General features: G+C 46.7%; 18 protein-coding genes. 8 read left to right on the top strand and 10 right to left on the bottom strand.

Annotated elements, in window-relative coordinates:
* From Q1B47_RS07655 to Q1B47_RS07640, 4 genes are all read right to left on the bottom strand, one after another.
* Positions 1-1,419, bottom strand: coding sequence for an MOP flippase family protein (locus tag Q1B47_RS07655; protein ID WP_299791176.1), 1,419 nt, complete (start codon positions 1,417-1,419; stop codon positions 1-3).
* A 3-nt stretch (positions 1,420-1,422) separates the two neighbouring features.
* The gene (gene rfbA / locus Q1B47_RS07650; RefSeq protein WP_299791913.1) at positions 1,423-2,319 is read right to left on the bottom strand and encodes a glucose-1-phosphate thymidylyltransferase RfbA; all 897 of its coding nucleotides are present in this window, start codon (positions 2,317-2,319) and stop codon (positions 1,423-1,425) included.
* 192 nt (positions 2,320-2,511) lie between these two features.
* On the bottom strand, positions 2,512-3,594 hold the full coding sequence (rfbB, locus tag Q1B47_RS07645; protein WP_299791172.1) for a dTDP-glucose 4,6-dehydratase: 1,083 nt from the start codon (positions 3,592-3,594) through the stop codon (positions 2,512-2,514).
* 72 nt (positions 3,595-3,666) lie between these two features.
* The gene (locus Q1B47_RS07640) at positions 3,667-4,749 is read right to left on the bottom strand and encodes a TDP-N-acetylfucosamine:lipid II N-acetylfucosaminyltransferase (protein WP_299791169.1); all 1,083 of its coding nucleotides are present in this window, start codon (positions 4,747-4,749) and stop codon (positions 3,667-3,669) included.
* Positions 4,750-5,199: 450 nt separating this feature from the next.
* Here Q1B47_RS07640 and Q1B47_RS07635 point away from each other — a divergent pair, with 450 nt between their 5' ends.
* Both Q1B47_RS07635 and galU read left to right on the top strand, forming a co-directional pair.
* The gene (locus tag Q1B47_RS07635; RefSeq protein ID WP_299791166.1) at positions 5,200-6,369 is read left to right on the top strand and encodes a nucleotide sugar dehydrogenase; all 1,170 of its coding nucleotides are present in this window, start codon (positions 5,200-5,202) and stop codon (positions 6,367-6,369) included.
* Between the two features lie 91 nt (positions 6,370-6,460).
* A complete protein-coding gene (gene galU, locus Q1B47_RS07630; protein WP_299791163.1) occupies positions 6,461-7,342 on the top strand; it encodes a UTP--glucose-1-phosphate uridylyltransferase GalU in 882 nt (293 codons plus the stop codon).
* 102 nt (positions 7,343-7,444) lie between these two features.
* Here galU and Q1B47_RS07625 read toward each other — a convergent pair whose 3' ends face one another.
* The gene (locus tag Q1B47_RS07625) at positions 7,445-8,968 is read right to left on the bottom strand and encodes an MBL fold metallo-hydrolase (RefSeq protein ID WP_299791910.1); all 1,524 of its coding nucleotides are present in this window, start codon (positions 8,966-8,968) and stop codon (positions 7,445-7,447) included.
* An 881-nt stretch (positions 8,969-9,849) separates the two neighbouring features.
* On the opposite strand from Q1B47_RS07625, the gene cysD reads away from it, so the two are divergent.
* The 5 genes from cysD to Q1B47_RS07600 all read left to right on the top strand — a co-directional run bounded on the left by cysD (position 9,850) and on the right by Q1B47_RS07600 (position 16,117).
* Complete coding sequence (cysD, locus tag Q1B47_RS07620; RefSeq protein ID WP_299791160.1) at positions 9,850-10,755, top strand: sulfate adenylyltransferase subunit CysD; 906 nt, start codon at positions 9,850-9,852, stop codon at positions 10,753-10,755.
* A 161-nt stretch (positions 10,756-10,916) separates the two neighbouring features.
* On the top strand, positions 10,917-12,326 hold the full coding sequence (gene cysN / locus Q1B47_RS07615) for a sulfate adenylyltransferase subunit CysN (RefSeq protein ID WP_299791157.1): 1,410 nt from the start codon (positions 10,917-10,919) through the stop codon (positions 12,324-12,326).
* Between the two features lie 94 nt (positions 12,327-12,420).
* Positions 12,421-14,148: an SLC13 family permease gene (locus Q1B47_RS07610; protein ID WP_299791154.1), complete on the top strand. Its 1,728-nt coding sequence runs from the start codon at positions 12,421-12,423 to the stop codon at positions 14,146-14,148.
* 145 nt (positions 14,149-14,293) lie between these two features.
* Entirely contained in the window at positions 14,294-14,935 is a 642-nt protein-coding gene (gene cysC, locus Q1B47_RS07605; RefSeq protein ID WP_299791151.1) for an adenylyl-sulfate kinase, read from the top strand.
* Between the two features lie 216 nt (positions 14,936-15,151).
* On the top strand, positions 15,152-16,117 hold the full coding sequence (locus tag Q1B47_RS07600) for a DHH family phosphoesterase (RefSeq protein ID WP_299791148.1): 966 nt from the start codon (positions 15,152-15,154) through the stop codon (positions 16,115-16,117).
* Between the two features lie 153 nt (positions 16,118-16,270).
* On the opposite strand, the gene Q1B47_RS07595 is transcribed toward Q1B47_RS07600, so the two are convergent.
* A complete protein-coding gene (locus Q1B47_RS07595) occupies positions 16,271-16,723 on the bottom strand; it encodes a transposase (protein WP_299791145.1) in 453 nt (150 codons plus the stop codon).
* A gap of 707 nt (positions 16,724-17,430) precedes the next feature.
* Between Q1B47_RS07595 and rfbA (Q1B47_RS07590) the strand changes: the two genes are divergently transcribed.
* Positions 17,431-18,324 (top strand): glucose-1-phosphate thymidylyltransferase RfbA, encoded by an 894-nt coding sequence (rfbA, locus tag Q1B47_RS07590; protein WP_299791142.1) that lies wholly within the window; start codon positions 17,431-17,433, stop codon positions 18,322-18,324.
* A gap of 337 nt (positions 18,325-18,661) precedes the next feature.
* Here rfbA (Q1B47_RS07590) and Q1B47_RS07585 read toward each other — a convergent pair whose 3' ends face one another.
* The 4 genes from Q1B47_RS07585 to Q1B47_RS07570 all read right to left on the bottom strand — a co-directional run bounded on the left by Q1B47_RS07585 (position 18,662) and on the right by Q1B47_RS07570 (position 24,127).
* Positions 18,662-19,969 carry a CDP-glycerol glycerophosphotransferase family protein gene (locus Q1B47_RS07585; protein ID WP_299791139.1) on the bottom strand — a complete coding sequence of 436 codons (1,308 nt, stop codon included), beginning with the start codon at positions 19,967-19,969 and terminating at the stop codon, positions 18,662-18,664.
* Between the two features lie 17 nt (positions 19,970-19,986).
* The gene (locus Q1B47_RS07580; protein ID WP_299791136.1) at positions 19,987-20,385 is read right to left on the bottom strand and encodes an adenylyltransferase/cytidyltransferase family protein; all 399 of its coding nucleotides are present in this window, start codon (positions 20,383-20,385) and stop codon (positions 19,987-19,989) included.
* Between the two features lie 84 nt (positions 20,386-20,469).
* A complete protein-coding gene (locus Q1B47_RS07575) occupies positions 20,470-21,972 on the bottom strand; it encodes an NDP-sugar synthase (RefSeq protein ID WP_299791133.1) in 1,503 nt (500 codons plus the stop codon).
* Between the two features lie 58 nt (positions 21,973-22,030).
* A complete protein-coding gene (locus Q1B47_RS07570; RefSeq protein WP_299791130.1) occupies positions 22,031-24,127 on the bottom strand; it encodes a WecB/TagA/CpsF family glycosyltransferase in 2,097 nt (698 codons plus the stop codon).
* Between the last annotated feature and the right edge of the window lie 376 nt (positions 24,128-24,503).

The raw sequence follows: 24,503 nt of genomic DNA, 5'->3' as shown, positions 1-24,503 counted from the left end.
TTACTTGTTCCTAATCTCTTGAATGATGTTTCTTGCTATCGGTAGCAGCATGAGGCCGTAAACACCTGCGAGTAACACTGCCTGGGTCAGATCTGCGATGCTTGGTAGTATAAATTTAATACTGAGCACCATTAGTAACGACACAAGGCATAATAATATTGATTGTTTAAATGCGCTGATAAAGCGCATAAAGGATAGATGACTGACTGGTCTTACTAACACCAGCCAATGAACAAAAAACAGTATGATCTGTTGGAAAACGAGTGCTTTGACAATCCAGATTAAGCCAAAAGGGTAGCCGACTAAAACCATTGCAGGGCGGGTTATCGTGACAACAATATTCCACCAAAAGCCACGCTTAACCTCTCCCGTGGCTCTTAACATTGCGCCAATAGGGTTGATCAAGGAGATGAAAAGCATATAAACCGCTAACCACCTTAGTATCATCCCATGCTCGACCCAACTCTCACCAAATATCAGCCCTAGAATGGCTTCGGGGTAGAGTACAAACGCCATGTAAAGGGGCAGGTTTAATAAGCTTAAGACTCTGAGTATCTGCCAATAAATATCCCCGATGGCGTGTTGATCTTTATAGTGAGACATCAGCGGGAACGTTACCTTATGTACAACCGGATTGATCAACTGCATGGCAGGTCTGAATACTAATGATTTGATATAGGAGTAGATACCAAGGGTTTCGGCGCCCATCAGTTTACCAATGAGGAGTTGGTCAAATTGAGCACTGAAAAAGTTCACACAGGCTTCTGCCGACTGGTACAGACCATACTTGATTGGTTTGCGTATAGGCTTCCATTCAGGCCATTCTAATTGGGGGCGTTTACAGCCAGAGGTCTTCAGAATAATGAAGGCCAGACAGCTTGCCGCTATGAGCTGGCTCAGAACTATTGCCGTCATGCGTAGTTCAAGTTGGAGGCAGATGAGCAAACTGATAAAGCCGATAACTGCGGCGATGGTCTCAGCTTTGGCCAGAACTCGGAATTTAAACTCTTGTTGTAGCCTTGCCATTGGCTGCTGGATAAAGCTTCGTATAAAGAAAACGGGAGATAGCGCGACGAGTAGTTGGCTCAGAGCGGGCATATCGAAGAAGAAGCTGATTGGTAACGCCAATAACACGACACACATCGTTAAGCCCAGGCCCAACATGATGTTAATAATATAGAGGTGATTAAGCTGTTTAGCGTTTAGCTCTTTATGGTAAATAATGGCATTGGACAGGCCTGCATCACCAAAAATCTGAGCAAACCCAACGACTAAGTTCACAATTGCTAATACGCCCAGTTCTGCAGCCGAAAGAAATCGCGCAACGATTAATAGTTGCGCGATCTGTAATCCAGCTCGAATCAATGTTGAGCTGGCTGTCCACGAAAAACCTTTTGCCGCGGTTTTAGTTATGCTCATTAACTAGTTCGCAGGCTGATAGAAAGGGTCTTCGATGACTTGTAGCAAGTATTTACCGTAACCACTTTTCAGTTGTTTATTGGCCAGTGCCACCAGTTGTTGCTTATCGATAAAGCCGCGACGATAAGCCACCTCTTCTGGACAGGCAACTTTTAAGCCTTGGCTACGCTCTATGGTAGCAATAAGCTGGGTTGCTTCCGCTAAACTGTCATGTGTTCCCGTGTCTAGCCAGGCGGTGCCTCGGCCCATCATCTCAAGGTAAAGCTCGTCATTGTCCAGGTAGACTCTGTTCAGATCGGTAATTTCAAGCTCGCCACGTACAGACGGCGATAGGCTTTTTGCGTATTCAACGGCGCGATGGTCATAAAAGTATAACCCCGTAAGCGCATAGTTAGATTTTGGCTTTTCAGGTTTCTCTTCGACGGAGATCACCTTTAAATCTTTATCAAACTCGACAATGCCATATCTCTCCGGATCGGCAACGTGATAGCCAAATACAGTGGCACCTTGTTGTCTGTCATTAGCGCGTTTTAGAACATTAGAGAAGTCTCTGGCGTAAAAAATGTTGTCGCCTAAAATTAATGCGCATGGACTTCCGTCTAAAAACTCTTCACCTATGGTTAATGCTTCGGCTAAACCATTAGGCTGCTCCTGTATTGCGTAGGTGATTGAGATACCCCATTGGGAGCCATCTTTCAGGAGCGCCTTGAATTGAGGTTGGTCTTTGGCAGTTGTGATGATCAAGATCTCATCGATTCCAGCGAGCATTAGTGTAGATAGAGGGTAGTAAATCATTGGTTTGTCATAAACCGGAACCAACTGTTTACTTATTGCAATTGTGATCGGATACAGTCGAGTGCCTGAACCACCAGCAAGAATAATACCTTTTCGTTTCTGAATCACGATATTGTTAAACCTGTATTAAATAATGATCTGCGAGGTTATCTATTATTTAATATATAGATAACCCGATTTAGCTTAAGAAAATGAATAATGAAAAGACTGCTAAGTTGCCACTGAGCATACAGATAAAGAACCAAGCACATTTAATCTAAGCTCAATATCTTTAACTATATGAAACTTTGAGTTTTGTTAGTCCATTAACCCTAATCTTTGCCCCTGATAACTACCGTTGAGTATAGCTTGATACCATTTCTCATTGGCCAGATACCATTGTACCGTTTTCCTGATCCCTGATTCAAATGTTTCTTGGGGCTGCCAGTTTAGCTCCTTGGAAATTTTACTGGCGTCAATCGCATATCTTAAGTCGTGACCGGGTCTGTCTTTCACGTAGGTGATTAAGCTGGAAAATGAGCTATCTTCACTTTTGATAACGGTCTCAGGCTTATTCGTGATCAACTCATCTAAGATAGTACAGATAGTGGTAACCACTTCCAGATTCGTTTTCTCATTGAAACCACCGATATTGTAGGTCTCGCCGGTTTCTCCTTCTGAAACTACTTTGTAAAGAGCGCGGGCATGATCTTCAACATATAGCCAATCTCTTATCTGGCTGCCATCCCCATATATTGGCAAGGGGTTGCCAGCTAATGCATTGATAATTACCAGTGGGATCAGCTTTTCCGGGAAGTGATATGGGCCATAGTTGTTAGAGCAGTTAGTGATCACTACGGGAAGGCCATAGGTTCTCTGCCAAGCTCGAACTAAGTGGTCTGAACTGGCTTTAGAAGCCGAATAGGGAGAGCTGGGGTCATAGGGGGTTTCTTCGGTAAACATCTTACCGCTGTCTCCAAGATCACCATATACTTCATCGGTTGAGATATGATGAAATCGAAACGCTTGCTTTAATTCATCATCTAAGTTTTGCCAGTATTCGCGAGCGACTTCCAACAAGTTGTATGTGCCGACAATGTTAGTTTGAATAAACTCTGAAGGCCCATCTATGGAACGATCAACATGGGATTCCGCCGCAAGGTGCATGATAAAGTCAGGCTTATGGATTTCAAATGCCTGCTTCATCGCTTTGTTGTCGCAGATGTCGGCTTGAATAAAAGAGTAATTCGGATGGCTGGCAATACTATCGAGCGAACTCAGGTTACCGGCATAAGTGAGTTTATCTATATTGATAACTTTAGTGTCTGTGCTTGTGATCAGGTAGCGAATTAACGCGCTGCCGATAAAGCCGGCCCCACCTGTGACTATGATAGTTTTCATCTTTTAAACCTGTTGTCTCTTTGAAAGTGCTACTGGCGAACCGCGCATTATAACATTTACAGTGTAATCAATTCAGTGTTGCTGACTTAATTTTCCAAAAAAGTGATGCCATTTTCTCGCTAAGGCTGCTTCGGTAAAGTTTTCCAGTAAAATGTTCTGGTTTGTCACCTGTTTTACCGGATCAGTTTGCTTTAATTGCTCATATGTAAGCTGGCTGAGGTTCTCTAATGAATGTACATCAAACTGATAGCTTTTAAAGTTCTCAAACGTGCTGGTTGATGCTTTTAAAAAAAGTTTTTTTCCATGTAACATCATGTAGTAGGCCACGTATAAACCTTGCTGTCGATCGTGTGCAAATACAGTTATGTCTACACCGGCTAGCAGATTGTCATATTCTGCTTTAGAGAGCATCTCAGTGATAGGCTGGAACTTGTTTCCGAAGAGTTTATTTCCCTGGGTTATGACGCTATGGATATAATCCTGGGTTCCGGCATAATTGAGTGGCATGAGGACGCTAATATCTTCTGTTGCCAGATGCTTAATCGAATCGAGTAATTCGAAGTGGTTATTACTCTTTGCCGCAGAGTTCCCCAGCAAAATTGTTTGAGTCTTGTGGCTTTTTGAGTCCAGAGTTTCTGGTTTTTCAACACCGACCAGAGGGTAGGGAAGTGTTTCGACCTGCTTGCGCCCAAGTAGTTGGTTAATTAGTTTACCATCGCCGGGGTTGAGCGACTTTACATAGTGCATTCTATTACACGTGATACTGTGAATCATTCTGGCGACATGTTGCTTCATATCTTGCTTATTTATAAGGTATTGATATGTGTCTGCTCCCCAACTCACCCAACTGCTTCTTTTCGGCAGGTTTGTTAATAGTAGTTTTAACCATAGTCTGCGGTTCAGCAGGCTATGAAAAATGAACTCAGCGTTTTTATCTTCCTGTTTCATCAGCAAAATAAGTTGCTGGTGATTCCGATAAATTGCAGCTTGGCAGCCCAACTCATTCAGTAGTCTGACATTTTCCTCATCGTTATTGGTGTTACTGCTGCTTTCGATCAAGACTTTATGCTTGAACTCATTTCCACAATGGTTTATGAAAAATTTAATAAAGTTATGGTAATGATGAGGAATATTCTCAAAAATATGAATGATCATTTTGTAACTGCCTATGGCGATATATTCGGCCGAATCTATTTTTCGGTTGCGTATGATGCCATAAACCCAATATTTTTTGACTAAAAACTTTTCTTTTTAAATTTAAGAGTTGTGCTTTTTGGGGAGACTGCAGGGGGTTGTAGTGGCGGTGTAATGAAACTGCAGGCTCTTTGTGTAGACTTTGTGTGGCTATTTTAACGAAACAAAATGGGAAATTGAGTCATTTACTTGTAATTGGCTCTTGACTGAGTAGTCAGGAGTTCTTGATTATTACTTAAGTTGCAGCCATTTATATTTGAATTCCTTTGGTTTGCAGTTTAATCGGGGCGTGATATTTCATCCAATCCTCCCTAAAGTATCAAAAATCAGCTGCTTTATGTGCTGCCCGACCGAGACATTTTGCTTTTGGAGTGGTAACGTACGCGAATATTTTTCTGGGAAGACTTTAAAATGAAAATTGCTATTGCAGGTACAGGTTATGTAGGCCTGTCTAATGCCGTGTTATTGGCGCAACATAATGAAGTTGTAGCTGTTGATATCATTGAAGAGAAAGTCGCGTTAATCAACGATAAAAAATCGCCTATTTCCGATAAGGAGATTGAAGATTATCTGGCGACTAAATCATTAAACCTTATCGCTACCTGTGATAAGCAATTTGCTTATACCGATGCAGATTATGTGATTGTTGCTACGCCGACGGATTATGATCCCGAAACCAATTACTTCAATACCTCTTCTGTAGAAGGTGTCATTGAGGATGTGTTGGCGATAAACCCTTCAGCCGCTATCGTGATTAAATCAACAGTTCCCGTTGGCTTTACCGAGTCTGTTCGTGAAAAGTTTAAGTGCGATAACATTATCTTCTCGCCCGAATTTTTGCGTGAAGGCTCAGCGTTATACGATAACCTGCATCCATCTCGCATCATCATAGGTGAACGCTCCGAACGTGCAACGGTTTTTGCAAATCTGTTATCTGAAGCGGCTCTTAAAGAAGATATTCCTCTGCTGTTTACCGATTCGACGGAAGCCGAAGCGGTTAAACTGTTTTCCAATACCTATCTGGCAATGCGTGTCGCCTATTTCAATGAGCTTGATAGCTATGCCGAAACACATGGTTTAGATACGCGTCAGATCATCGAAGGGGTAGGCTTAGACCCTCGTATAGGCAGCCATTACAACAACCCGTCATTTGGTTATGGCGGTTACTGCTTACCTAAAGATACCAAACAGTTACGTGCAAACTATGCCGATGTGCCTAACAGCTTGATCGGTGCCATTGTCGATGCCAATACGACTCGTAAGGACTTTGTTGCCGATGCGATAATTAAGAAAAACCCTACCAGGGTTGGCATATACCGCTTAATCATGAAGAGTGGCTCAGATAACTTCAGAGCCTCTTCGATTCAGGGAATTATGAAGCGTATCAAGGCCAAGGGAATCGAAGTGGTCGTCTATGAGCCTGTGCTCGATGATGCCGAATTTTTTCACTCTCGGGTAGTTAAAGATCTGGCTGAATTTAAGCAGATCTCCGACGTTATTGTGTCGAACCGTATGGTTGAAGAGATCGCCGATGTAGCCGACAAGGTTTACACTCGGGATCTGTTCGGAAATGATATGTAACTCATTGCTTCTGTTTAGATAGTTTGTAGAAATTTTTTTGAGCTTAACTTAATTATCAATTTAGTTAAGCTCTTTTCATTTAAGGATAAAAATGAAAGCCGTCATTCCGGTTGCAGGACTTGGTACCCGTATGCTGCCTGCAACCAAAGCCATACCTAAAGAGATGTTACCTTTGGTAGACAAGCCGCTCATTCAGTATATCGTCAATGAATGTGTAAAGGCGGGGATCAAAGAGATTGTGCTGGTGACCCATGCCAGTAAAAATGCTATCGAAAACCATTTCGATACCTCCTACGAGCTCGAGTCTACCCTGGAGAAGCGGGTTAAGCGCCAGTTACTGGATGAAGTTCAGGCTATCTGCCCCAAAGATGTGACCATTATGCATGTGCGCCAGGGCGAGGCAAAAGGTCTGGGGCATGCCGTCTTATGTGCTAAACCCTGCATCGGTAATCAACCCTTTGCCGTTGTGCTGCCCGATGTCATCTTAGATGAGTATACCGCCGATCAAACCAGTGAAAATTTAGCTTCTATGATAGGCCATTACAAATCGTCTCAATGCAGCCAGATCATGGTGGCTCCGGTTCCTGCCAGTGATGTCAATAAGTATGGCATTGCCGATTGTGGTGGTGTGGAGCTCTCGGCTGGAGATTCGGCAGCCATCTCAAAGATGGTTGAAAAGCCTGACGTCGATGAAGCACCCTCAAATCTGGCGGTTGTGGGGCGTTATGTATTATCTGAAAAGATCTGGGATCTGCTTGCCAGAACACCAGCGGGTGCCGGTGATGAAATTCAACTCACCGATGCGATCGATATGCTGATCGAGTCAGATACAGTTGAAGCCTTTCATATGACAGGTAAATCACATGATTGCGGTGACAAGCTTGGATACATGATGGCGTTTGTCGAGTATGGCCTTCGCAATGAGAAGTTAGGTGATGAATTTAGAGCCCAGCTAGCCGCATTGCTGGATTAATGCTCTTTGCTTTTTGTGTAGGACCGGCTTTACCAGCGAGCCGCCTTGTTTGTTATTAAAAGCTTCGCGGCTGAAGCGCGTTCCTACATAGGAGGGCGCTTATTACTCCCGGTGTATTCCTATCTCAATTTCAGCCTCGGGCAAGAGTTTTTTATACTCTGCCGCCAGTGCAGCTTTAGCTTCATCATCACCATGGACGATGCGGATATGCTTGGGCTTGTGGTGCATACGTTTGACGAAGTTGATGAGGTTCGCCTGGTCTGCATGGGCTGAGTAGCCGCTGATGGTGTGTACGCCGGCCTTTATATCCCGTTTATTTCCTTCAAGAACGACATAGCCCTTCTTAGGGCCATAGGTCTGAATATCCCTGCCTGGCGTTCCCTGAGCCTGATACCCCACAAACAGGATATCGGCGGTCGGCTCTTCGATAAACTGCTTCAGGTAGTTCATTATCCTACCGCCGCTGCACATGCCGCTGGCGGCGATAACGATGGCGGGTTTGTCCCTTTTTGAGAGATACTCTACCGTTGCCAGGTGCTCTTCATGGCTGTCTATGGTATAGAGTTGCTCGAAGTCCAGTGGGTGCCTGTGGTGTTTAAGCTTTTGCCTTGCCTCCTTGTCCCACAACTCTTTGAACTCGAGATACTTTTTCGTAAAGCTTGCCGCCAGAGGTGAGTCGACGATGATCTCAATATTTTCCCACATCTGAGATTGGCATGTTTTGCTATGTTCTTGCTTTTTGGAGAGCTTATGCTGCTGAAAAATGATCTGCTCGAGCTCATATAACAGCTCCTGTGTTCGGCCTATGCTAAAGGCGGGAATGAGTACTACGCCATTATCTGACACCGCTTTCTCTATCACAGATCTAAGGCTTTGCGTTCGTCTCTTTCGTCCCTGATGATTTTTATCGCCATAGGTGGATTCTATGATCAATGTATCTGTCCGGTAGGGGCTCTTCGGGCTGGCAAGCAGTGGTGTATAAGTTGCTCCCAGATCGCCCGAAAAAACGACTCTATGCATGCTCGATGCTTTGCTGCCGGGTTTATCAGTTATTGGGTTGCTGAGCTCTATCTCTATGTAGGCCGAACCCAGAATATGACCGGCAGGTTTAAATTTTGCCTTAGCCTTATTAAACCTGGAGCCGCTCTGCCTGTTGTCATCTGTGTCGGCGTTTCTATCGGATTTTTGAGAAGGGACTTCAAGTGGAAACCACAGGTTATATTCGACTGGTACCAGCAGTTTCTTCAACTGTTTCAGATACAGTTTAATAAGCCGTTTATCTTTTGTGACACCAACCCGGATAGCATCTTCGATGACCATAGGCAGCAGTGCCGCCGTGGCCGTAGTGGCAAAAATTGGTTGGTTGAATCCGGCTGCTAAAAGAAAAGGAATACGCCCTACATGATCGATATGGCAGTGAGTGATCAAGAGTGCGGTGACAGTGCTTATATCGAATATTATCTCTAACTGTTCGGCATTAGAGCCACCGGCCGTTTCCGCTCCCTGAAACAGGCCACAGTCGATAAGCAGGCTGCTATTTTCATTGATAATAAGCTGATGGCAGGAGCCGGTGACGCCATCCACCGCACCATGGTGGATGATATCGACTTTTAGTTCTGCAGGCATGGCTTGAGCTTTTGGCAAAATACACTCCCTGTATGTTTGTCACTATCTAATCTGAATATATCGCCTTTCAAAGAGAGAGCAAGCGGTTTCCGTGCTTCCGATAAAAAGCTTCGCGGCTGAAGCGCGCTCCTACAAGGGGCCAGATGATTTGTTTCTTGTGTAGGACCGGCTTCAGCCGAGAAGGATGATACCAACACGGCCAAAAGCTTCGCGGCTGAAGCACGCTCCTACAAGGGGCCAGATGATTTGTTTCTTGTGTAGGACCGGCTTCAGCCGGGAAGGATGATACCAACACGGCCAAAAGCTTCGCGGCTGAAGCACGCTCCTACAACGGGCCAGATGATTTGTTTCTTGTGTAGGACCGGCTTTAGCCGGGAAAGATGATAAAAACACACCTATAACAAGAGCAATCGCGGCTGAAGCGCGCTCCTACAAGGGGCCAGATGATTTGTTTCTTGTGTAGGACCGGCTTCAGCCGGGAAGGATGATACCAACACGGCCAAAAGCTTCGCGGCTGAAGCACGCTCCTACAACGGGTAGAGCGCTCCCGATTAATCAAAGATATAGAGGGTAAAGGTTCAATTGAGAACTTCATATTCCATTTTGGTATAAGTGTTGCCACCTTTATAACTTTAAAATCATTTCCGCCGTGGGTATGATGATTTCAGGACGTCATCCTGACGATATTTTAGTCTGGATTGTATTTGAGCTGCTTCTCTTTGATTAGAGCATGGTATGTTAACTTATGTGAGGTGGCAGGTTAATGAATAGTTGTAGCCGATGCATAGGCTCTGGTGACAACACTCAATTACCGCTACCTGGAAACAGTGAAGTGCAAGCTTGAAAAAGTAATTTTTACAATCGTTTACACGGAAATCGATATGTCAAAACATCTAACCCATCTGAAGCAGCTGGAAGCTGAGTCGATTCAAATTATGCGAGAAGTCGCCGCCGAGTTTGATAACCCTGTGATGCTCTATTCAGTAGGAAAGGATTCCTCAGTTCTGCTGCACCTTGCACGCAAGGCATTCTACCCGGGGAAAATCCCGTTTCCTTTGATGCATGTCGATACTAACTGGAAGTTCAGGGAGATGATCGAGTTTCGTGACAATATGGCACAAAAGTACGGTTTCGACCTTATCGTACATAAAAACCCCCGCGGCATGGAGATGGGTATCAACCCCTTCACTCACGGCAGTGCTAAGCACACCGATATCATGAAGACAGAGGGGCTTAAGCAAGCGCTCGATCAGCATGGTTTCGATGCCGCCTTCGGTGGTGCACGCCGCGATGAAGAGAAGTCCCGCGCCAAAGAGCGTGTCTACTCCTTTCGTGACAGTAAGCATCGCTGGGATCCTAAAAATCAACGTCCTGAGCTCTGGAACATCTATAACGGCAAGGTCGATAAGGGCGAGAGCATCCGTGTCTTCCCGCTATCTAACTGGACCGAACTGGATATCTGGCAGTACATCTATCTGGAAGATATTGAGATCCCCTCTCTCTATCTGGCTTCCGAGCGCCCCGTGGTGGAGCGTGACGGCACCCTTATCATGGTCGATGATGAGCGTATGCCACTCGAGGCCGGTGAAGATGTGCAGACCAAGATGGTGCGTTTCAGAACCTTAGGCTGTTACCCCTTAACCGGTGCTGTTGAATCTCAGGCACAAACCCTGCCGGAAATTATTCAGGAGATGTTGCTCTGCACCACATCAGAACGTCAGGGACGTGTCATAGATAATGACTCGGCCGGCTCGATGGAGAAGAAAAAGATGGAGGGGTATTTCTAAATCGCGGAACGATTTAGAAATAGGGCCGGCTAAAGCGAGCTCCTACAGAGAAACCGGTCACTACATCGGTTTAGTGCTTTTTTGAAAAATTGAATATCGAATTAACCGTGAGCAAACTTTTTCGAAGCTCTAAGCTCGAAGCTCACAGATAAGGAAGAAAAATGACCACCAGTTCTAATTTGATTGCTTCTGACATCGAAGCGTATCTGAAAGTCCATGAAAACAAAGATATGCTGCGAATTTTGACCTGTGGTAGTGTCGATGACGGTAAGTCTACTCTGATCGGTCGACTGCTCTTCGATAGTAAGATGATCTTTGAAGATCAGATGGCGGCGATTGAGAAAGACTCGAAACGCTTTAATACCACAGATGAAGCATTCGACCTGGCTCTGTTGGTAGACGGCCTTCAATCTGAGCGGGAACAGGGGATCACTATCGATGTCGCCTATCGCTACTTCGCCACCGAGCAGCGTAAGTTTATTATCGCCGATACGCCGGGTCACGAGCAGTACACCCGCAACATGGCAACCGGTGCGTCAACCTGTGACCTAGCCATTATCTTGATCGATGCCCGTCATGGCGTGCAGGTGCAGACCCGTCGCCACAGCTTTATCTGCTCTCAGTTAGGCATTAAGCACGTGATCATCGCCATCAATAAGATGGATGCTGTGGATTATGATCAGTCGACCTATCAGAAGATTAAGAAAGAGTATCGCGAGTTTGCTAAAGACCTGTCATTTACCGATGTTCGTTTCGTGCCTATTTCGGCACTTAAAGGTGATAACGTGGTAAATGAAAGTCAGCAGATGACCTGGTATCCGGGCTCTACCTTACTCAAATTGCTAAATACCGTTTCTGTGAAGCAAGATAGTAGTGAATCTTTTCGCTTTCAGGTTCAATATGTTAACCGTCCTAATCTCGATTTTCGTGGTTTCTGTGGCAATATTGGCTCGGGTGAAATTCGTGTCGGTGACACGGTTGTCGCACTGCCTTCGGGGAAAGAGAGTCGTATCAAGTCAATCGTAACCTTCGATGGTGAACTGGAGAAGGCCGGGGCCGGTGAAGCGGTGACATTGACACTTGAAGATGAGATCGATGTCAGCCGTGGTGATATGTTGGTGCGCCCTCATGACAGGCCGCATTCGGTGAGTAACTTTGAAGCCGATGTCGTCTGGATGACTGAGGAGCCGCTCTGCGTCGATCGTGAATATGCCATTAAGCTTGGAAGCAAATCTGTTTATGGTTATGCCGATGCCATCAACCATAAGGTAGATGTCAACACATTGGAGAAGCAATCGGCCGGGCAACTCGAGCTCAATGAGATTGGAAACTGTCATTTCACTGTGACCGAACCGGTGCAGTTCGATGCTTACGATGTGAATCGCTCGACAGGTGCCTTTATCGTTATCGATAGACTCACCAATGTCACCGTAGGTGCGGGCATGATCAGAAACTCTGTCGAAGGAAAGAGGGTAAAAGCCCATGAGTTTTCTGAGTTTGAGTTAGAGATGAACGCACTGGTCCGTAAGCACTTCCCACACTGGGGTGCGAAGGATATATCGAAGGGTTAAGGTTTTTTATGTAGGAGGGGCTTTAGCCCCGAATCTTTTGATTGAATTATAGTTCCCGGCTAAAGCCGGTCCTACATTGAAAAGATAGGATTTTATGTCTCTGGATGCTTATCTAACTATCGGGATCTTCCTCACGACGATTGTGGGGTTGATCCGGTTTCAGAGCCGACCGGCACTGGTGTTCGGTGTGGCTCTGTTGACTCTGGTCGGCTTGAACCTGGTCTCTAAAGAGCAGTTGCTGTCCAGCATGTCGAACCCGGGGTTAGTCACGCTCGTGCTCTTGATCTTGTGCTCTTTTGCGCTGGAGAAGACGCGTTTGCTACGTGTCATCGCCTCTAAAGTGATAGTAAACAGTTACAACTCTACCTGGTTACGCCTGTTCGGCATTACCGCGCTGAGTTCGGCTGTGCTGAACAATACTGCCGTGGTCGCTACCTTGCTTTCTCCTATTCGAAATAACCCACATCATCTTGCCAGTAAGTTACTGCTGCCTCTCTCCTATGCCGCGATCTTGGGGGGAACGCTAACTCTCATCGGTACCTCCACCAACTTGATTGTGAACAGTCTCTATATCGATGCGCAGGGGCAGTCGCTGAGCTTCTTCTCCTTTACTGCCATCGGCACGATATTAGTACTCGCTTGTGGCTTGGTATTGAGGGCTGCATCGCGTTGGTTACCTGAAATTGAGCATAAAGAGACCTGCTCTAAAGGCTATTTTATCGATGCAAAGGTGGTAAAGGGCTCTGAACTGATTGGTCGCTCGGTGGAAGATAATGGCTTAAGACATCTCGAATCCCTGTTTCTGGTTGAAGTGGTGAGAAGTGGACGTTTAATCAGTCCGGTTACCCCGACCGAAGTATTGCAGCTCGGTGACAGGCTCATCTTCAGTGGTGATATCACCAAGGTGATGCAGCTGAGTCAGTTTTCCGGGCTCGAGATGTTTGCCGAGAAAAATGGTCTGTTAGACTCAAACCTGACAGAAGTTGTTGTTAAGCAGGAAAGTGTGCTTATAGGGAAAACATTAAAAGGGGCCGGTTTCAGGGCCCTGTTTGATGCGGCTGTGGTTGCGATTAGACGTGATGGCGAAGAGGTATCGGGCAAGTTAGGCGAGGTGGTGATTAAGGCCGGTGACTTTTTGATGCTCGCCGTGGGTGAGGACTTTAAAACTCGTCGTAATATCAGTAAAAACTTCATCGTTATCAGTGGGATCGAACCCGAAACACGCATCAATGGCCACAGAGCCTGGCTCTCTATCGGTGGCTTCATCTTGACTATCGCTTTGGCGGCAACGGGGGTGATTGAGATGCTGCAGGGGTTAATATTACTCCTGGGAGTCATGATATTTAGTCAAAGCCTCAATGTGAACGAGATCGTTCGTCGTTTCCCTGTCGATATCTGGCTTATCGTTTCATCGGCGATTCTGCTCTCTCATGCCTTGGTCAACACAGGTGTGGTTGAGCTATTGGCTCACTGGGTCAACGGCGTCACCGATAAAGAGCACCTCTATCTGGCCTTGATTCTGGTCTATCTGATGACCTGGATGCTGACAGAGTTGGTGACCAATAATGCCGCAGCGGCGCTGATGTTTCCCATCGCTTACAGTATCGCCTTGGGTTTCGGCGTCGACATCTTGCCTTTCGTTATGACTGTGGCATTTGCAGCTAGTGGCAGCTTTATCAGCCCCTACGGCTATCAGACGAATTTGATGGTCTACAATGCTGGCCAGTATCGGTTGATGGATTTTATCCGGGTTGGCCTGCCCGTCAGCCTGGTGTATGCCACTATTGTGCTGATCGCTGTGCCGATATTTTTTCCGTTTTAGATGTTTGTAGGACCGGCTTTAGCCGGGAATGATGATACAAATACGGCCAAGGTTCGCGGCTGAAGCACGCTCCTACAGAGGAGTTGGGTATTTGTCTCTGGTGTAGGTTCAGCCTTTAGTCGGGAATGATTTAAATGGATAGGAAATGACACAAGAAAAATATAAAGTTATAGAAGTGGTGAATGAAAAATCCTCCGATGTTGTCTGGCATCAGGCGAGTGTGTCCCATGACCAGCGGGAGGCGGCCAATGGCCATGCTCCGGCGGTGCTCTGGTTTACCGGCCTGAGCGGCTCGGGAAAGTCGACTGTCGCGAATGCCGTCGACAGGATGCTGCACGATTTAGGGTGTAAGACCTATGTGCTGGACGGCGATAACGTTCGTCACGGCTTAAATGGTGACCTTGGTTTCTCAGATGCCGACCGGGTTGAGAACATCCGCCGGATAGGTGAAGTCTCTAAGCTGTTTGTCGATGCCGGCCTGCTGGTCTCAACCGCTTTTATCTCTCCCTTTGTCGAAGACAGAGCCTGCGTACGAGCCCTGCTCAGCGATAAGCAATTTATCGAGGTCTATATCGACACGCCTATCGAAGTATGCGAGCAGCGCGACCCCAAAGGCCTGTATAAGAAGGCCCGCGCCGGTGAGATAAAGAACTTCACCGGCATAGACTCGGCCTATGAACAGCCAAGCAGTCCTGAAGTACATGTAAAGACTGCAGAAAAGTCTATCCAAGAGTGTGCACTGCAGGTTGTAAGCTATCTGAAAGAGAGTGGCTATATCAAAGTGTAGTCCGGTTGAGGTTAATTGTAGAACCGGCTTTAGCCGGGAAAGATGAGACAAATACGGCCAAAGTTCGCGGCCGAAGCGCGCTCCTACAAGGGGGGGAGAGATGATTTGTTCTTGTGTAGGACCGGCTTTAGCCGGGAAGGATGATTCAAACACGGCCAAAAGCTTCGCGGCTGAAGCACGCTCCTACAGAGGGATAGGTCTGATTATAGGATTTTCATGAATTACGATATTTTTAATGGTGATGCAGATGGCATTATTGCGCTACTACAACTGAGGTTGGCAAATCCTGTTGAGAGTGAATTGATGACGGGTGTTAAGCGGGATATCAATCTGCTTACGCAGCTTACTGAAAGAGTCGAGATATCTGACTCCGATAAGCTAACTGTGCTCGATATCTCTATGGAGAAGAATAAACCGGGTTTAACTAAGGTATTGGAAGAGGGGGCCGAACTCTTTTATGCCGATCACCACAGAGCCGACGAGATTCCTGAGAGCAAGCTATTAGATGCCCATATCGATCTTGATCCCGACACCTGTACGGCGCTGATCATAGACAGGCTTTTGGATGGACAGTTTCATCATTGGGCCATTACCGCCGCTTATGGAGATAATCTTATTGCTAAGGCTGACAAGCTTTCAAAGGCGGCTGGTTTATCCGTTGAGCAGTCCGGGCAGTTGAAAGAGCTGGGTACCTTGATCAATTACAACGGCTATGGCGCTGCAGTTGAAGATCTGCACTTTCACCCAGCGTCCCTTTACCGGGCACTTCTGAAATACTCCTCTCCTTTCGATGTGATTGCCGATACTCACTCTCCCTTCTATTGCCTTAAACAAGCCTATCAGGAGGATATGGAGAAAGTGTTAGCCATAAAACCTCAATATAGCAGTGATAAACTGGCTCTGTTTGAACTCCCTGATGAAGCATGGGCCAGGCGGATAAGTGGTGTGTATGGCAATCTGTTGGCCAATCAAAGCCCTGACTCTGCGCATGCCGTATTAACGGCAAATAGCGACAGCAGCTATACCGTTTCTCTGCGTGCGCCATTGTCGAATAAGCAGGGAGCGGGGGATATCTGTAGCCAGTTTGAGACCGGAGGTGGCAGGGCTGCCGCCGCAGGTATCAATGCGTTGCCTGAAGAGGGGATTGCCGGTTTTATTCAAGCGGTGGAAGCGTTTTATTAAAGGCATTTAATATAAGCCGTGAAGAATGATACCAACACGGTAAAAAGCTTCGCGGCTAAAGCGCGCTCCTACAGACGGGCCTTGGTGTTTGCTTTTGTGTAGGACCGGCTTCAGCCGGGAAGGATGGTTCGTAATTCATTACCCCCTGCGGATTCAAAGGTAAATACAGTCCCAGTGAGAATATCTCCCAATATTTTTGACAATGCCAGCTCTTAGGGGATTAGCGACTATATACCGCATTATCTGTTTAATATCTTCACTCTTTCTAAGGTTATGGTCGTAAAAACCAGGTTGCCAAACCTGCTTATCTCTATTTAATTGTGTATTAATTAGTTTCGCACTACGTCCTTTTATTGAGCCTACGGCGTGACTTAAGTCGGCTGTCTCATTTAACTGAAAAAGCCAGTGAAGATGGTCGGGCATCAAGACAAAACCTATTGTGTTGGTAATCTCTAGTTCGTCAGTTTGTTTTAGGCTATTAATGACAATGCGAGCGCAGCAGAAATCGAGGAAAAGTGGCTCTCTGTTATGGGTATTTGTTGTCACAAAATAATAGTTATTGTCTTTACTGTATCTTCCAACCCTTAAGTCTTTTCCATGTTTCATCACTAGATCCTTCTAGGTTTTGAAATACCTTTGGTAAAAGTTACTTTAGTTTAAAAATTCGCATATCTGAAATATCGTGTGGAAATCATCAGCACTTTTCCTTTGCCAGTATCTTCGCGGCTGAAGCACGCTCCTACAGGGGGGGCTGGGTGTTTATTTTTGTGTAGGACCTGCTTCAGCCGGGAAGGATGGTTCAAACACGGCCAATGTTCGCGCTGAAGCGCGCTCCTACAGGGCGGCTGGATATCTGTCTTTTGTTGTAGGACCGGCTTTAGCCGGGAAGGTGATACAAATACGGCCAATGTTCGCGCTGAAGCACGCTCCTACAGGGGGGGGCTGGGTGTTTATTTTTGTGTAGGACCGGCTTTAGCCGGGAAGGTGATACAAATACGGCCAATGTTCGCGCTGAAGCGCGCTCCTACAGGGCGGCTGGATATCTGTCTTTTGTTGTAGGACCGGCTTTAGCCGGGAAGGTGATACAAATACGGCCAATGTTCGCGCTGAAGCGCGCTCCTACAGGGCGGCTGGATATCTGTCTTTTGTTGTAGGACCGGCTTTAGCCGAGAAAGATGATACAAATACGGCCAAAGTTCGCGGCTAAAGCACTCTCCTACAGGGAAGGATGATAAGAGGTTATGTGACAGCTTTGAATGCTCACCTTTTAACTGTACACTTCGCTGTAACCTCTTTTGAAGAAAATAGCAGTGATGAGAAAAGGCATTATTTTAGCGGGTGGAACCGGCTCTCGCCTCTACCCTATAACGCAAGTTGTGAGTAAACAGCTACTGCCTGTCTATGATAAGCCGATGATCTACTACCCTCTGGCAACCCTGATGCAGGCGGGGATCACCGAGATCTTACTCATCTGTACGCCGACAGATAAGCCTTTGTTTGAAAGTTTATTAAAAGATGGTAATCAATGGGGGATATCCCTGCATTATGCAGAGCAGGCAAAGCCAAACGGACTTGCAGAGGCATTAATTATTGGCGAACCCTTTCTCAATGGTGAGGCTTGTGCACTGATCTTGGGGGATAACCTATTCTACGGTGATGCGCTGAGCACTTTATTGACCGATATTAGCTTAAATAGCAAAGGTGCTACGGTATTTGGCTATCACGTTGCTAATCCTGGTGACTATGGCGTCGTTTCTTTTGATAACTTTGGTAAGGTCTTGTCGATTGATGAGAAACCGAAACAGCCAAAATCTCAATACGCGATGCCTGGTTTGTATTTCTTCGATAATCGAGCTTCCTGTTTTGCAAAGCAAGTTAAACCGTCGGCTCGTAATGAGTTGGAGATCGTGGATGTCATTAATTCTTATCTGTTGGCCGAAGAGCTGAGCGTAAATATTTTGGGAAGGGGGACTGCCTGGCTTGATACGGGCACTCCAGATGCCCTGTCTGAAGCAACGCAATTTATTGCAGCCATCGAAAAGCGACAAGGCTTGAAAGTGAATTGTCCGGAGGAGGTTGCTTATAGGCTGGGTTTAATTAATGGTGCCCAATTGAAAACCTTAGCAAAGCCCTTGTTGAAAAGCGGGTATGGTGAGTATCTGTTGAACCTGTTAGATGACCCTTGTAGAACCGGTTTCAGCCGTTAGGGGGGATTAACAATTCAGCCAAAAGCTCGCGGCTGAAGCGTGCTCCTACAGGGTCTTAGGTGTTTGTCTCTTGTGTAGGACCGGCTTTAGCCGGGAAGGATGATACAGACACGGCCAAAAGCTTCGCGGCTGAAGCGTGCTCCTACGGAGGGGCTGGGTGTTTGTCTCTTGTGTAGGACCGGCTTTAGCCGGTCAGGATGATACAAACATGGTAAAAAGCTTCGCGGCAGAAGCGCGCTCCTAAAGGGGCTTAGGTGTTTGTCCCTTGTGTAGGACCGGCTTCAGCCGGGAAGGATGATACAGACATGGCCAAAAGCTTCGAGGCTGAAGCGTGCTCCTACAGGGGGCTTAGGTGATCTGTCTTTTGTGTAGGACCGGCTTTAGCCGGGCTAAATCCGATAATTTCATTTTCTATCGTCGAAAAGGCGTCGTTATCTTCACTCTGCCAATAAATTTGCCGCAGCAATTGATACTCTTTTTCAGTTTCCTTGTCGATATTGAAGCACTTATCCTGGTTTAACCTTTTCAATAGTGCGGGGAATGAATGTATGGCGCTATTTGATGAAGAGTTGCTGTCTGTACAAATCCTTCCCACTAAGGGTAAGCACTCTGCATAGTCGTAGGTCTCTCTGAGTTGAGTAGATTGCTCAGCCTGATTGAAGCGGTAAAAAAGGATGGGCACCCGATGCAGAAGCAGATCGATAAACAGGGATGATTGGTCTGTGATCAACAGATCGACTTCGTGCAATATTCCGTAAACATCCTGCCAGGATGAAATATCAAGGATGTTGGGGTATCTGGCTAACTGCTTTCCGAGGTGGGCTTCATTGGGGTGAAAGCGAATCAGAAACAGCTGGTTTTTCTGCTGTAACTGCTTCGAGAGCCTGGGCCAGTCGAAGCCTTTATTGTAATGGCTCATGGGTTCGGCTTCTTTTTTATTATGAGCCGAATTCCGGCAAGTGATCGGTTCGACATCATGACAGGTAGGCACATATAAGATCACCCGATCATATTGGGCACTAAAAATGCTCTTCAGAGACTGCTTTTGCTTGGGGTATCGCCTGTAATAGTCGGTTCTGGGATTACCGCTTCGGATCACCTGTTCAGGAGTGACCCTGAAAGCCGAGCTGAAAAGGGAGTCGATAACCGGGCTGGGGCTCATCATGATATCGGGACTGACATGTTGCTGGTGGAATTTCAGGGTGTTATGCAGCCTTCCAAGTGCTCCACTGGCGTGATACATGTGAGCCAGTGGACCGGTCTTGATATCGAACTCAATCTTCTTTAGCGGAGAACCGTGCCAGAGATTCACCTTGATAGCCCCTTTGGCGGCATACTGATTGATATCGCCCACATAGGTGTTATAAAAATAGTATCTGGCAGTCAGGCAATGATATAGCCCCTTAAGGCTCCTGCGGTGGTAGGCTTCAACGCCTTGCTGACGCAGCTGCTTAATCAGGTTTTTATCTCCTCCAATCCAGATAGCCCGAATAAAGCGGGTCTGCTGCCAGTGAAGGCACAGATATTTGGCATTGTCTGAAAACTGGTTCTTGTAACTGCCAAGTACGGCTTTATTCATTCTCGGACAGAAACCTAAACAGTGGTAGATGATCTTTCTTAATATGGCAGCCATTAAATTCATCATTTTATTCTCGCTTTTATCTATCGGCCATTAACCTGAGAGAGGTTGCTCTTTATCTCTGTAGTGGAGATGTTGCCGGTCCTGTCTAAGTAGACGACCCGACACAGGGCCGAGAGTGAGTCGAACTTTCCCTCCCAATCACTGCCCATACCGAAAATATCTACCTTTAAGTTGCTGATATCATTTTGCTTCTGTTGCCAGTTTGATTCAGGGATGACTAGGTCTACGTAGCGGCATGCTGCAACAATCTCGGCCCTCTGCTGATAGTTGAAAAAAGCGGCCTTGCCTTTTAGAGCGTTGAACTCATCGGTCGACACTCCGACGATGAGTCTGTCGCCCAGAGCCTTGAGGCGCTGAAACAGGCGAACGTGACCGAAATGAAACAGATCGAATGTGCCGTAAGTGATAATTGTCTTCATGGCCCTCTCCTCGAACTTTGGTGTTTTGCCTCAGCTTTCTCAAAGCAAATTTTTGTTAATTACTCTCCCCTTGTGAGGGGGGGGTCACCGGTTTGACATTGACTGCCTTCGATTTAAACTCGCTCCGTCCACTTCGTTTTGGTTTTCCTGGCCGTCGTGTATCAGCAGGGAGCGCCATAGAAGTGACAGGTATTTACCGTGGCGTTTATCTGCATCAAACTCTAGTGCCAACAGAGTTCGCTCCTCCTCTGGTGATGATTCATCGAGAAGCAGCTGCACCGGCCCTAGTACCCCCAGACGCTGGTTTTGGAGGCCTTGAGAGTGGCGAACTTCAGGTGAAGCGCCGAAAAGATCTAATCTGCCGCTTATGACGTGTCTGAGCTGAGGGAGCAGCGCCAATACCTTGGGCGAGATGTTCCATCTCCACGTCTGGAAAGCGTGGCCTGAGTTATCTCGGTGGCTTTGTGTGATCACTGAAGCTTGTATTGGTTTGTACAGCACCTTGGCCGACTTTCTCTCCATTCGGTAGAAATATTTGATAAATGAAAACGCCTGAATCAGGGGCCACAAAGGCAGGCTAAGCATGAGTAAAATGAGGAGTAAACTTCTTGTGGTTAAGCTTGTTCTGTTTGAGCTATCAATTTCACCGGCTTGACTCGAGCCTATCAGGGCTTGGTCATCTATCTCTAAGGTGGCTCCGCTTCTCACATTTATCAGTAAGTTTTTACTTAGAATACTGTCTCTTATCTCTAAGTTTTCGCCCACATAGGTATGAGGCAACACCAGAGAGTTATTCAGTGTCGTTTCTCGGTCTATCAGGCAATTGCTGCCGACTAAAACACCGTTCTTCAGGGTTACGCTGGGATCGATCCGGGCGTTTGCTCCGATAATTCCCCATCCGCTTTGCTTGTTTAATTGTCCGGTATGCGCTTTTGCGCCAACATAAAAATCCTGTTCGGGATTAGCCGATTGATAACAGCGCTCCATCGGTGTCAAAGATGGGTATTGGTTGGCTGCCAGGCTCAGGTTGGTATCTATATAGGATTGGAAACTGTCCAGCATGCAGCAGTGTCCATGTAAAACAAGTGTCACGACTGCTTCACCACAGCTTTGCCCGGCCAAAGGCCAGTTAAGGTTGGCTACATGTGGCAGCGCAGCCGGTAATAACATCATGCCCGCTTTTTGGTTGGCCATTTTGGCTTGAACAAAATTATCCGGAAACGCTTTGGAGAATTCGATAAACTGGCCTATCGATGGCGAGCGGAATATATCACCTCTGGCCAGCAGTAATTTTTCCTCTGTATCGAGTGACAGACGCTTCAATACTGAAGTGGTCTGCTCCTGTGGTTTACTCAGGAAGTACTCAATATCGACTCCCCACTTATTACCAGTGCCCAGATGTTGTTCTATCTCTCTTGCCTGGGGGGAGATGACGAGTTTGACCTGTGTTATGCCAGCTGATGAGATATCCTCTAACGTATACTCAATGACCGCCTTGTTGCCTACGGGCAGGAGAGCGGGACAGTAGTGCCTGTTCAGAGGTGAGAGTTCATCTCCTAGTCTGTTAGCAAAGATTATGGCTTGCATGGGTTACTCTCCATCGTTAAAGGTGATTGTCATTTAAGTTAGTGCTCTCTCATTCACACTAATATGCCCCTCTTGCGAACAGGACTGCGGGGATAGTTTTGAGTAATAACCAGATATCGGTAAGCATTGATTGTTGATAGATATAATCGATATCAAGCTCAACCTGACGCTCAAAGGGGATATCGGAACGCCCGCTTACCTGCCAGATACAGGTAATGCCGGGCTTTACCGCTAACCTTGTTCTGTCTTTCAGTGAGTATTGTTTGACCTCTGATTCAAGCGCCGGGCGAGGGCCCACCAGAGACATCTCTCCGCGGATCACATTCCATAGTTGAGGCAGCTCATCGATGGAGGCTTTTCTTATTATCCGGCCCACAAGGGTGATTCGGGGATCGCGTTTCATTTTGAACAGTACGCCACCTTGCATCTCGTTTTCAGCTTGCAGTTTACTCAGCCTCTGCTCGGCATCCTGATACATGGAGCGAAACTTCCACATGGTAAACGGGGCGTTATTCTTCCCGGCTCTTTGTTGGCTGAATAGTACCGGTCCTTTGGACTCGGCTCGGATCGCTAACGCTACTAATATCAGTGCGGGAGAGAGAATTAACAGCAAGCTGGAGGCACCAACCAGGTCGAGCCCACGTTTCAAAATTTTGGTCAGCTTGCTGCTTATTCGTTGACGCTGGCAGCGGTTGAGCGCGACCAAGTTTTTCGTTTCAATATTCGTCAGGTCTGTGATGCTCTCTGAACCGGTATGGTTGGCTTTCATGCCAGGCTCGATGGCCGTGCTCCCGTCTGAATGGCTCAGGTTGAGCTTAGCCGAAGCAAGAGGCTTATCTCTCCGGACGGCTTCAGCTCTCTCCTTGCGGATCTCTTTTAGCACCCGGTAGATAAACAGGGGGTTTCCTAAGATATAGCGCTTCCACATGCGTCCGGGCTCTTCTGACAGACGACATATCCACTCCATTCCTATCTGTCTCATCCACAGTGGTGCGCGCCTCACTTTTTCGGCGTAGAAGTCAAACAGGCCGCCAACTCCGATACCAACGGCCACATCGAGTTTGTGTTTATGCTCGGCAAGCCATAGTTCCTGCTTCGGGGCACCCATGGCGACGAGTAGTACCGCCGCTCCTGACTCGTTTATCTGCTTGATGACGTTATCGTTAAGTTTTGGCTTATCGATAAACCCGTGGTGGGTGCCGGCTATCTTGAGTGTCGGGAATCGGCATTGCATTTTTTCTGCTGCCGCTGCGGCTATGCCATCTTCACCACCAAGTAAAAACAGTGAGAGTCCTTCATCGGCAAGTTGTTGGCACAGTCTCGGAAACATGTCGGTACCATTTAAGTTGTCTTTTGGTGCTAACCCTTTCCAGAGACTTGCCAGCCTGATCCCGGAGCCGTCGGCGAACACCATGTCACAGGCATGCTGCAGACAGTGACGGTATTGGCTGTGCTTCTGGCTTATATTCATGCAGTCAGCATTAACAAATGCATATTGAGTCATGTGCTGTTTATCACTGTGTTTGACTTGGGGCTGACCTGCCCGATTGATGATGCTTGAGATCAGCTCCTCCATGCTCAAATTATTCAGCTGGATACCAAACAGGGGGATCGTTTTCACATGCTTGTTAGCATCGGGGCTTGAACATAACCAGATGATGACGGCTCTGGATATGGCAAGCAGATAGTTCACCGCTCCTTTATGTGCATCGGTAATGGCACTATCCTGATCTTCGAAGCTCAACCCAATTTGCCGGTGCATCATCTTAAAAGAGAGCAAGCCGGGTTTGATTTCTGCAAGCTCCGGGTACTGCAGTGGGTGAGGTGATGTCCGGTTACCCATACCGGTTTCATCGAGAGCATAGCTTGGCTCTGTGCCCAGTAGTGAAATATCACCTTTGAGTAAGTTGAGCAGGTGTGGCCACTGACAGCATATTCCCTCTCCGGAGAATTGATAAAGGGCGATCGGTTTATTATCCAGGCCATAGATGTAGACGTATTCGATGGCTGAACCATATCGACATCTCCTGTAGCCATATTTGAGGATCAACACAGGCGAAGCTGCGATGATCAGCAGCACTGCAGCCAGGATATCGATGGCTCTTACGGAAAAGGGTTTTATTCCCGATTGAGTGGCATGAGTCTGTGTTGTCATCCTTGTCTTCCTTAAGCTTAAAAAGCCAGTTGAGTGAAGTATGATTCGTGACTAAGGTAATGCATCCTTTGAGCCAGTTTTTATTTCTCAATATTTTCAGTTGTTTAACTTCATGTGGCTTGGTTTTTTCAGTATGAAAAAATTCGCAGTTGCAGTTTGCAATGCATAAATGGTTTTACCTTTGATATCACTTTTCGGGAAGTGATAAGCGGTAAGTTTTAAGTGACAAGTAAGAGTAAATCGGCCGTGATAATTTGCCGCCATGCATATAGGAGTGGGAAATTGACAGTGTAGGAATGGCTTTAACCTCGATGTTTGAATAACGAAGTTGTTAACTACGAACAAAGCCGGTCCTACACAAGAGACAGATGCCTTC

The organism is uncultured Shewanella sp. (assembly GCF_947501225.1).
In the GTDB taxonomy this organism is placed as follows: domain Bacteria; phylum Pseudomonadota; class Gammaproteobacteria; order Enterobacterales; family Shewanellaceae; genus Shewanella.
This window is presented reverse-complemented; position numbering and strand designations above follow the sequence as displayed.

Coding starts and splice junctions, on each gene's coding strand:
- Q1B47_RS07595 (WP_299791145.1), bottom strand. CDS start 16,723: ATGAAACATGGAAAAGACTTAAGGGTTGGAAGATACAGTAAAGACAAT.
- Q1B47_RS07610 (WP_299791154.1), top strand. CDS start 12,421: ATGTCTCTGGATGCTTATCTAACTATCGGGATCTTCCTCACGACGATT.
- Q1B47_RS07625 (WP_299791910.1), bottom strand. CDS start 8,968: ATGCCTGCAGAACTAAAAGTCGATATCATCCACCATGGTGCGGTGGAT.
- Q1B47_RS07585 (WP_299791139.1), bottom strand. CDS start 19,969: ATGATGAATTTAATGGCTGCCATATTAAGAAAGATCATCTACCACTGT.
- Q1B47_RS07640 (WP_299791169.1), bottom strand. CDS start 4,749: ATGATCATTCATATTTTTGAGAATATTCCTCATCATTACCATAACTTT.
- Q1B47_RS07570 (WP_299791130.1), bottom strand. CDS start 24,127: ATGACAACACAGACTCATGCCACTCAATCGGGAATAAAACCCTTTTCC.
- Q1B47_RS07575 (WP_299791133.1), bottom strand. CDS start 21,972: ATGCAAGCCATAATCTTTGCTAACAGACTAGGAGATGAACTCTCACCT.
- Q1B47_RS07635 (WP_299791166.1), top strand. CDS start 5,200: ATGAAAATTGCTATTGCAGGTACAGGTTATGTAGGCCTGTCTAATGCC.
- galU (WP_299791163.1), top strand. CDS start 6,461: ATGAAAGCCGTCATTCCGGTTGCAGGACTTGGTACCCGTATGCTGCCT.
- rfbB (WP_299791172.1), bottom strand. CDS start 3,594: ATGAAAACTATCATAGTCACAGGTGGGGCCGGCTTTATCGGCAGCGCG.
- Q1B47_RS07600 (WP_299791148.1), top strand. CDS start 15,152: ATGAATTACGATATTTTTAATGGTGATGCAGATGGCATTATTGCGCTA.
- Q1B47_RS07580 (WP_299791136.1), bottom strand. CDS start 20,385: ATGAAGACAATTATCACTTACGGCACATTCGATCTGTTTCATTTCGGT.
- Q1B47_RS07655 (WP_299791176.1), bottom strand. CDS start 1,419: ATGAGCATAACTAAAACCGCGGCAAAAGGTTTTTCGTGGACAGCCAGC.
- rfbA (WP_299791142.1), top strand. CDS start 17,431: ATGAGAAAAGGCATTATTTTAGCGGGTGGAACCGGCTCTCGCCTCTAC.
- cysD (WP_299791160.1), top strand. CDS start 9,850: ATGTCAAAACATCTAACCCATCTGAAGCAGCTGGAAGCTGAGTCGATT.
- cysN (WP_299791157.1), top strand. CDS start 10,917: ATGACCACCAGTTCTAATTTGATTGCTTCTGACATCGAAGCGTATCTG.
- cysC (WP_299791151.1), top strand. CDS start 14,294: ATGACACAAGAAAAATATAAAGTTATAGAAGTGGTGAATGAAAAATCC.